Annotated in this window: 7 protein-coding genes and 2 pseudogenes; 6 read left to right on the forward strand and 3 right to left on the reverse strand. The window is 51.7% G+C overall.

The genetic code is table 11. The features are described from left to right. Positions 1–244: 244 nt before the first annotated feature. Positions 245–433 (forward strand): annotated as a pseudogene (locus TX23_RS28620) (IS4 family transposase); the annotation flags it as partial. A gap of 20 nt (positions 434–453) precedes the next feature. Here the strand turns inward: TX23_RS28620 and TX23_RS27715 are convergent. From TX23_RS27715 to TX23_RS26520, 3 genes are all read right to left on the reverse strand, one after another. Then, complete coding sequence (locus tag TX23_RS27715) at positions 454–1,155, reverse strand: transposase (protein ID WP_082629729.1); 702 nt, start codon at positions 1,153–1,155, stop codon at positions 454–456. A 476-nt stretch (positions 1,156–1,631) separates the two neighbouring features. Continuing rightward, positions 1,632–2,021 carry a hypothetical protein gene (locus TX23_RS26515; protein ID WP_057704720.1) on the reverse strand — a complete coding sequence of 130 codons (390 nt, stop codon included), beginning with the start codon at positions 2,019–2,021 and terminating at the stop codon, positions 1,632–1,634. A 2-nt stretch (positions 2,022–2,023) separates the two neighbouring features. Beyond that, positions 2,024–4,918, reverse strand: a complete 2,895-nt coding sequence (locus tag TX23_RS26520) for a hemagglutinin repeat-containing protein (RefSeq protein WP_057704721.1) — start codon at positions 4,916–4,918, stop codon at positions 2,024–2,026. Between the two features lie 244 nt (positions 4,919–5,162). Between TX23_RS26520 and TX23_RS28270 the strand changes: the two genes are divergently transcribed. From TX23_RS28270 to TX23_RS26540, 5 genes and pseudogenes are all read left to right on the forward strand, one after another. Then, the gene (locus TX23_RS28270; RefSeq protein ID WP_209445930.1) at positions 5,163–5,705 is read left to right on the forward strand and encodes a hypothetical protein; all 543 of its coding nucleotides are present in this window, start codon (positions 5,163–5,165) and stop codon (positions 5,703–5,705) included. A gap of 15 nt (positions 5,706–5,720) precedes the next feature. After that, positions 5,721–5,969 (forward strand): hypothetical protein, encoded by a 249-nt coding sequence (locus TX23_RS26525; RefSeq protein WP_057704722.1) that lies wholly within the window; start codon positions 5,721–5,723, stop codon positions 5,967–5,969. 180 nt (positions 5,970–6,149) lie between these two features. Next, positions 6,150–7,535 (forward strand): IS4 family transposase, encoded by a 1,386-nt coding sequence (locus TX23_RS26530; protein ID WP_057704723.1) that lies wholly within the window; start codon positions 6,150–6,152, stop codon positions 7,533–7,535. Positions 7,536–7,605: 70 nt separating this feature from the next. Then, entirely contained in the window at positions 7,606–8,307 is a 702-nt protein-coding gene (locus TX23_RS27725; RefSeq protein ID WP_082629729.1) for a transposase, read from the forward strand. A 19-nt stretch (positions 8,308–8,326) separates the two neighbouring features. Next, positions 8,327–9,527 (forward strand): annotated as a pseudogene (locus tag TX23_RS26540) (hemagglutinin repeat-containing protein); the annotation flags it as partial.

Consider the following 9,527-nt stretch of genomic DNA (forward strand, 5'->3'; position numbering starts at 1 on the left):
TGTTCGTCTGCAGCCGAGGACAGTGTCAGGTTTTCGGTAGCTGCCATGGCGATATCTCGCTTGGCATCGATCTGACTGGCGATGGCATTAATGTCGCGACCAGACTCGAAAAAAATAAATCTGTCCCGAATGGCACTTCCTTAACAGCTAACCAGCTGATATGACTACAGAAAAATGAAAAAAGGCCGTCCTTGGTCTACGGTGATAGTTGCGAACACACACCACTCGAACAAGGACAGCCCGCGTGAATCGTAGACGTCAAATCGTCAGGCATCAACAGCAGCGCATTCAGCAGCACGCCAAAAACAGCAACGCCCATGCATTCTTTAAGCTGCTAGCCGATCCGGCGCTGCTACAGCGTGCCGAGTCAGTGATTCCCAAGCATCGTCAACGCTTATTCCCGCCGACTGAAACACTGTCGATGTTTCTGGCTCACAAACAAAGGGGACAGATTTATTTACCACCATCCAACCTTGGCCGCCCTTGCCCTCGGCGTTCAATACGAACGCCTGCAATCCTCTCAACTTCTTCAATGAAACGAGCAGTTCCGGTAAGCTGCCCCCGTTGCAACGCCTCACGAATAATTTTCGTCTCATCACTCGAAACGGACTGCTTCACAAATGCTTTATAATTTTCGCGGCGCTTCAGCGTTGTATCTCCCAATATAGAAAAACAAGCATCAATATCAAGCCAGTCACTATCAGGCACCAGCCCTATGCGGGCATTGTAACTTGACCATGGATAATCCGCCGCGTCAGCCACCATGCATGCACGAACCGGATTTAATTCAATGTACCGGCAGCAAGCCAGCAAGTAAGTCTCCGTTTGCACTACGCTTGATTTATACCGTCCCTCCCATAATGTACCTGTCCGCCCCTCTAACCTGTTTCGATACCGAGTGGCCCGAGCCGCGAGCGCCTTCATTAACTGCCCTAGCCCTGCAACCGAGTTACCCGGAGAAACCAGTAAATGGACATGATTAGTCATCAAACAGTAGGCGTATATTTTTATGCCAAATGCGTCCTTAAGCTCTCGAAGGTCTCTCACGTAGCGCTGGTAGTCCTCCTCGGCGGCAAAGACCACTTGGCGGTTGTGACCACGCTGTACAACATGATGAGGATAGTTGGGCAAAACGACACGTCCCACTCTGGGCATAGGTAACCTCCTTCCTTAGAGAATTACAGCCTAGCAAATGGAAAAAAATAAATCTGTCCCCTTTCCTCTTTCAAAATCCTCATAAAACCAAACTTCAAAAATAAATCTATCCCCTTTTCTCCACCCATCCTGATTGAGCTTAGAGCCATCAGGCACAAAAAATAAAACCAAATTATTAAAGATCGAAGTTGCGCAAGCCAAAAATAGATCATCTCGACCCAAAGCTCACCACAGAAAAATCGTGAGCTGACTCAGCCCCCCTTGAATCTGCTAAAATAAATCCGTCCCCTTTTGCTAAAATAAATCCGTCCCCTTTTGCTCCTGTCCCCTTTTGCTCCTCTGAGAGAATCGGAGCACAGCATCGAGCATCAGATAAGCGCTTGGAATGTGGGGTTCATGGAGCGCTTACTTTCCGTTGACCGTTGCGCTGAAATCGTTATCGCTGCGCACAACGATCTGACTTGGCCCTTTTGCACCTACAAGTAATCTAGCCAGTCACCGGACTTAACATTCTGTCTCTTCTTAAGGAAATCCTCGTACCGAGCTTTATGTTTTTCAACATCACCCTCAATATCTATAGAAATAAAACCACGCCCTCTCTCCTCTACAGATAAAGCTGTTGGCTTAATCTTAATCGGCGAAAGCTCTATCAAGACCCCTGAAACCTTAGACTTATGAAATATAAAGCTCTTTCCTCCGGCCAAAGGAAGGATTTCATCCATCACAGAAAACATTATTTCAGGGTTAGACATCTCAATTTTTTCACCGTCTTCATAACTTTCTGAATAGTTCTCTGGTATGAGGAAAAGCTTATAATCAATAATAACCAGCCAGCCATCTAGCTCAACAACATCGCCGATATTCATTATCACTCCCCTATCACAATGGCATTAACGCCTGTTGACATTGCGCCATCTAACAACCCTTGCTGAACACCTCTTGGCCCGACATACGGGTCTCGTGTCATATAGTAACTTACGCCATCAACAGACTTAACACTATCAACAATGATAAAGTGTTTTCCTTGGCCAGCGGGAACCTGAACGATAACACTCGCTCCTTCTTGCAGTGCTTTGTTTAACTGGTCAGGTAGCATTGTAGTGTTTACAGTATTTTTAACTCCCGCCTTAGATATCACATCTGATAATTCCAGAGTGTTAACACCGGTCGGCCTGACCCCGTTTACAAAGCTTCCAATTGCATTGTCAAGGCTAATAGCCGCACCCGTTTTGTCAGTAATTGTCATTGCTGCGCAGGCTGGTCCGCATACAGGGGCGTCACCTTGTAAAACAACCGAGCCCTTTGGTTCATATGGGATCGTTTTAGGCGCAACAGCAATACCGCCTGCGCCATCAACAGAAGCACCTGCTGTCACTTTTGCACCCAACTCCGGCACCTGCGGAACATCCGGATCCGCCCCCACTCGCTCCAGCTTCGCAAGCTTAGCCTCAATTCCACCAGCTTTGGCACTTTGAGCCACTTTTTTGAGTGCGGCGCTCGAGATATCCAGACCCATTCGCGATAGCAGCAACGCATCTTTGGCCGCGTTAGAACCACCGCCTGCTACCATCGCCACAACCAAGGCAACCGTTTGCCCAAATTGGTTACCCAGGTTTTCCGCGTTGGCATCCCCACCTTTTTGGAGCGCTTCACCCATCTGATCGATTTGCGACCCAAGCGCCGCCGCCGCAGTAGCACCCAATAGCTTGACGGCTTCAGGGGAGGACACAAACTCCTTCATTGCCACGATACTTCCTACCGGGTCGCGCATGAGCATCGCGGCACCGTCCAGCGTACCAAGCCCCGCACCGGCCATCCCTTCAGTAAAGCCCTTGACTAGGCCAGAACCCGTCAGGACATCTTGACGAACCGATGTCAGCCCCCACTTTCCAGCGACCTGCAGTTGCTCAACAGGGTTGGTGGCCGCTTTCATCTCCTCGTACATCTGCACGATCTGCTGCGTCGCTAACCAGTTGTTGTCGACATTCGCAATCGCGACGTTAGTCGCCGTAGCCACTCCGTTGGGGTTGCTCATCGCGGCAATGCCAGTCACCACCGACGCAATGATGTTGCGTTTAGCCTCGCGCTCCTCGCTGGTTTCGTTAGGGCTGGTGTCATTAAAGAGGCCTGCCAATACACTGCTGGCCGAACCACCCAACGCACCTGCCGAGCAACTTTGACTACTGGCAGCAGCACCGGCACAGCCAAGGATAGCGTGCAGGCCGGCGTGTTCGGGGCTGCCTTCTTTAAGCCCATTGAGTACCAGCTTGCCAATGTAGTCCGAGCCTTGCTGCTGGACGTAATTGACGAACATGTTCTGGGCAAACTGCGTACCACCACCGGTCACGTTGCCGCTGGCACCTGCCACCAACGCAGTCGCGATCTGCCGATAACTGCCACCAGCCCCCCAATCGTTAGCGATAGCTTTGGCCTGCTGATCAAGCGCCAGGTAGTTATCACGATGAGTCAGGCGTTGCTCGGCACTCAAGGCTGGGTTGTTCGCAGCCAACTGTTCTATTTCTGCTTGTTTGCGCGTGTTATCCACCTCGCGGGCACGAGACTCCAGATACACAGAGACGTTCTGAATAAACTTGCCCGTAATCTCGAAACCAACCTCAATTTCCTTAGCGTCGAAGATCGGCTTGAGCTTGTTGCTACCATCCCGATCACTGGATACGTCAGTATTGATCGCAGCCACCGCTTGCTCGGTCGTCTGACCAGTCAATGCTTGTTGCTTGGCACCATCAGTGACCGTCACATCTGCGCCGCTGATACCGCTCAGGGTTTTGCTGCTGGAGCTATCACCCGCGTAGAGCGCAATAGGGGCGTTCACTCCAAATCCGCCTTTATTCGCTGCGGGCGTGCCTGTTTTGGTAGCGTCTACGTTGCCGTCGGCATCCCTGCCAACCTTTCCGCCCGTGCTGTAGCCACCGCTCAAATTGATACTGGTAGCGTCATAATCAGCCTTGTTCTTGATATCGGAACTGGTCAGCGAACCTGTGATGAGGGTGTTCTTACCATCGGCCACCGCCTTATCGTTACTGGCAATGATTGCGCCCTTGAGGTCGGTATTGCCCTTGACCTCAACCTGGAAACCACCATCGCGGGCCTTGATGCCCGATTGATCGCTGACACTGGCGTAGTCGCTGTGCATTTTTTGCTGACCAATGCCACCGCTGACACTGCTCATGCCCATACAGAACGGTGGTACGCAAATGCTGACGCCGACGTTCGCGTTCAGTTGCTCCGAGCGATAGGTACTGGTGTCTTGCAGACTCTCGATATTGAGATCACCGCCCACCTTGGCCTGAACTTGCTGACCGGTTACCACCGCACCTTTGAGATTGGTATCCCCGGCACTCTCAAGCCGTACTGTCTGCCCAGCCTTGACGGATGTATTGGTTTGGGTGACATCGTCACCATCGGACATCCCCCGCCCTTTATTGGCAGCGAGGTCCAATGTGAACCCGTTTTGCTGCCCGCCAAAACTGAAGCCGACACCAGCGCTCCAGCCACTGTTATTGTTGGAACTATCTCCATGTGCAGTGTTTTGCGCAGCCAAGAGGTTGATCTTGCCATCTGCCTTGAGGTTGGCGTCACCTCCAGCATCGATACGGCTACCCACCACATTCAAATTGCTATCGGCGCCCGCACCCTTAGTACGAAAGGGGACAGATTTATTTAACCGAAGAAAAACATCTCTAAGAAAAAAATAAATCTGCCCCTCTTTTGCTTCGCACGATTTTGCACATCTGTTAGCCATTCCGTTGCGTGATGGCTGTGATTACGCGCAGATTGAACTCGCAGATCTCATAAATAAAGTTGGCGGCTCATTACCGCCCATCCTGATTGAGCTTAGAGCCATCAGGCACAAAAAATAAAACCAAATTATTAAAGATCGAAGTTGCGCAAGCCAAAAATAGATCATCTCGACCCAAAGCTCACCACAGAAAAATCGTGAGCTGACTCAGCCCCCCTTGAATCTGCTAAAATAAATCCGTCCCCTTTTGCTCTGGGATTCCGCAAGTCGAATTACGGCTGATTTCAAATCTGGAGAGCCTGATCGGGTTGCGGCGTCTTTCTTTCCTGAGACCTTCCCGGGGGAGTCGAGCGCGACGGGAGACTTAGCTGTTGGCGCGGGTAAGTCGGCGGCACAACTGCTGCTGTTTGGGGCTGCGGGGAAGCTTTTGGGTGGCGGATTGGGTGGGGGAGCTGCTAATGTAGGTGCAAAAGGCGCAGGCGAAATTGCTGGTTCCGCAAAAAACTTCTCAATTGCTGATCGCGTATTTGGCCAGCTCAACGATCCTCGAATGGGTCAGCTTGCAGGAAAGCTTGATAGCGATGCTTTGCAGAAACTTGCCAATAATCCCAGCGCTACTCGGTTTATGGACGCAAGGACAGGGCATATCAATGTAATTCAAGAAGTTGAAGGGAAGCTGATTCGAATTACTGTGCCAAGAGACGAGATGAAAATTATTTCCGTTGGCCCAATTAGACCTAACCAAGTTAAAAACTTATTAGGCAAAGGCGATTTTGTCCCGTTACCTTGAGTTCGCGGAGGGTTTATGGCGTCAATTCATATTGAGGAAATTCAAAAAATCTTGTCTGAGCAAGGCAATAAAGATGCCTTGCCAAATCAAGCTAATGGGGAGGGCTATTTTCTAGAGATTAGATTTGACAGCCCTACTCGTAAGGCATCCGGAATGGTTGATGATGAGTACAAGGACAGGGTAATAACTCTAGATTGTCCGTACGGTACGGTCATTATTTTGTGCGATGGCGAGGGGCAGCTGAAATCAATTGAGTTAAGTTGACTGTACAGTGATAGCACTCTCCCAGCACCGGCCTTGCGCCGGTATGAAAAAGGGGACAGACTTGAATGGCACTTCCTTAACAGCTAACCAGCTGATATGACTACAGAAAAATGAAAAAAGGCCGTCCTTGGTCTACGGTGATAGTTGCGAACACACACCACTCGAACAAGGACAGCCCGCGTGAATCGTAGACGTCAAATCGTCAGGCATCAACAGCAGCGCATTCAGCAGCACGCCAAAAACAGCAACGCCCATGCATTCTTTAAGCTGCTAGCCGATCCGGCACTGCTACAGCGTGCCGAGTCAGTGATTCCCAAGCATCGTCAACGCTTATTCCCGCCGACTGAAACACTGTCGATGTTTCTGGCTCAGGCCATGAATGCCGACCGTTCTTGTCAGAAGGCCGTGAATGATTTTTCGATCAAACGTTGCTGCGATGGGCTAAGCCCCAGCAGTGTCTACACCGGCGCTTATTGCAAAGCACGGGCGCGGTTACCGGTAGAGATGGTTTCAACATTGTTGCGCTCCACGGGATCCTCGATGAGTAACAGCGTGCCACCGTCATGGCGCTGGATGGGCCGCCCGGTACGTCTCGTGGATGGCACCACAGTGACCATGCCAGACACTGCGGCCAATCAAGCTGCCTATCCGCAATCTCGTGGCCAGAAAACAGGGTTGGGCTTTCCCATTTGTCGTTTGGTAGGAATCATTTGCCTGTCCAGTGGTGCCGTTTTAGACGCCTCACTGGGGCGCTTTCGAGGCAAAGGTGGCGATGAGCAGACGTTACTCAGAACGATGCTCGATACACTGAATCGAGGCGATATTGTGCTGGGCGATGCCTACTACGCGACATACTTTTTGCTGTGCGAACTGCGACGTCGCGGGATTGACGGCGTGTTTGAACAATACGGCGCCAGACGGCGCAGTACGGACTTTCGGCTCGGGCAATCGCTTGGGTCGGAGGATCATTTGGTTGAGCTGACAAAGCCCAAGAAGCGACCTTCTTGGATGAGCCAGGCTTCTTACGAAGAAGCGCCTGAAACACTGACAGTACGTGAACTGAAAACCGATGGAAAAATCCTGGTAACCACTTTGAACTGCCCGCAACAAGTGCCTAAAGCCGGGCTAAAATCATTGTACAAAGACCGTTGGCATGTTGAATTGGATCTGCGCAATATCAAGACAACGCTGGGTCTTGAAACGCTAAGCTGCAAGACGCCTGGCATGGCTGTAAAAGAATTATGGGTGTATCTGCTAGCGCATAATTTGATTCGGATGATCATGGCCCAATCAGCGCTGTTAGCGGATTGTTTGCCACGCGAGCTTAGCTTTAAACATAGCCTCCAATTATGCCTTGCGATGCAGCAGTACGGTGCCGACGAACAAGACGATGGGGTACCGAATTTACTCAGGTTGATCGCCAGGAAACGTGTCGGAAACCGGCCGGGACGGATTGAGCCTCGCGCCATAAAACGAAGGCCCAAGCCTTACCCGATGCTGATGCAGACGCGTTCGGCGGCTAGGGCCGAGGTCAGGAGAAATGGACACCCGAAGAAGGTTAAGTAAGTGCCATTCGGGACAGATTTATTTTTTTTCCATTTGCTAGGCTGTAATTCTCTAAGGAAGGAGGTTACCTATGCCCAGAGTGGGACGTGTCGTTTTGCCCAACTATCCTCATCATGTTGTACAGCGTGGTCACAACCGCCAGGTGGTCTTTGCTGCCGAGGAGGATTACCAGCGCTACGTGAGAGACCTTCGAGAGCTTAAGGACGCATTTGGCATAAAAATATACGCCTACTGTTTGATGACTAATCATGTCCATTTACTGGTTTCTCCGGGTAACTCGGTTGCAGGGCTAGGGCAGTTAATGAAGGCGCTCGCGGCTCGGGCCACTCGGTATCGAAACAGGTTAGAGGGGCGGACAGGTACATTATGGGAGGGACGGTATAAATCAAGCGTAGTGCAAACGGAGACTTACTTGCTGGCTTGCTGCAGGTACATTGAATTAAATCCGGTTCGTGCTTGCATGGTGGCTGACGCGGCGGATTATCCATGGTCAAGTTACAATGCCCGCATAGGGCTGGTGCCTGATAGTGACTGGCTTGATATTGATGCTTGTTTTTCTATATTGGGAGATACAACGCTGAAGCGCCGCGAAAATTATAAAGCATTTGTGAAGCAGTCCGTTTCGAGTGATGAGACGAAAATTATTCGTGAGGCGTTGCAACGGGGGCAGCTTACCGGAACTGCTCGTTTCATTGAAGAAGTTGAGAGGATTGCAGGCGTTCGTATTGAACGCCGAGGGCAAGGGCGGCCAAGGTTGGATGGTGGTAAATAAATCTGTCCCCTTTGTTGTGAAAAATGCCGATGATCCTCGACTCAAAGCGGTGAAGCTGGCGCAGGTAGCTTTGAACACTTACAACCTGGGCGGCCAGATGGCAGACGCCAACGGCCAGGGTTCGGGTTTCAAGGACAAGCAAGGTGGCACGGCCAGTAATGGTTCGCTGATTAAAATTGGCACCGAGCTGGGCAGTACCCACAGCAAAAGCACCAGCGACTACCGCAGTGAAACGGCTAAGCAAAGCACACTCAACGCAGGTCAAAACCTGTCTGTTGTAGCGACGGGCAAGGCCGCCGAAACTCAGGGCGATATCCATGTCATCGGCAGCGAATTGAAGGCTGCCAATACCACGTTGGTCGCTAAAAACGACATCATCCTGGAAAGCGCGCAAAACACCATCGAGCGCAAAAACGACAGTAAAAACGACAAAACCAGCATCGGTGCCAGCTTCAATATCGGCGAGCAAAACGGCTTCACCCTGGACCTTGGTGCGCAAATCGCCAAAGGCATGGGTTCCGGCAGTTCTGTGACTCAGGTTAACAGCAAGCTGGATACCGGTGCGCTGGTTCTGAGCAGTGGCCAAGACACCACCCTGGCCGGTGCCCAGGTGCGTGCTGACAGCATCAAGGCGGATATCGGCGGCAACCTCAATATCGCTTCGCGCCAGGATATCGACACTCAAAAGAGCAAGCAGAGTAGCGCGGGAGCTGGCGCAAGCATCTGCGTGCCGCCGTTCTGCTACGGCACAACGGTAACGGCGTCCGGAAGCATGTCGGCCGGAAACATGAACAGTGACTACAAGGCGGTCACTGACCAGACGGGGCTGTATGCGGGCAAAGATGGCTACACCCTGGATGTGGGCAAAAACACCACGCTTCAGGGTGCCGTCATCGCGAGCGAAGCCAGCGCCGACAAGAACTTGCTGATTACCGACCGCTTGCTGACCAGTGACATCAAGAACACCAGCAAAATCAACAGCACCTCGGCAAGTGCAGGTATTGCCGGTGGGTCCAGCGGTATCGCAATGGGCCCGCCAATGGGCGCGGTGCTGAGTGAGTCCGACAGCAGCAAAACCCGGGCGGCGGTCAGTGAGGGCACGATTATTGTGCGTGATCCTGAGGGGGCCAACGACCTGGTGGGCCTCAATCGCGATACGCAAAACGCCAACAAGCACCTCGACAAGCCGGATGAAAAGGCCATGCGCGAACGCATGGACC

It is taken from the genome of Pseudomonas paralactis (assembly GCF_001439735.1).
Taxonomy (GTDB): Bacteria; Pseudomonadota; Gammaproteobacteria; order Pseudomonadales; family Pseudomonadaceae; genus Aquipseudomonas; species Aquipseudomonas paralactis.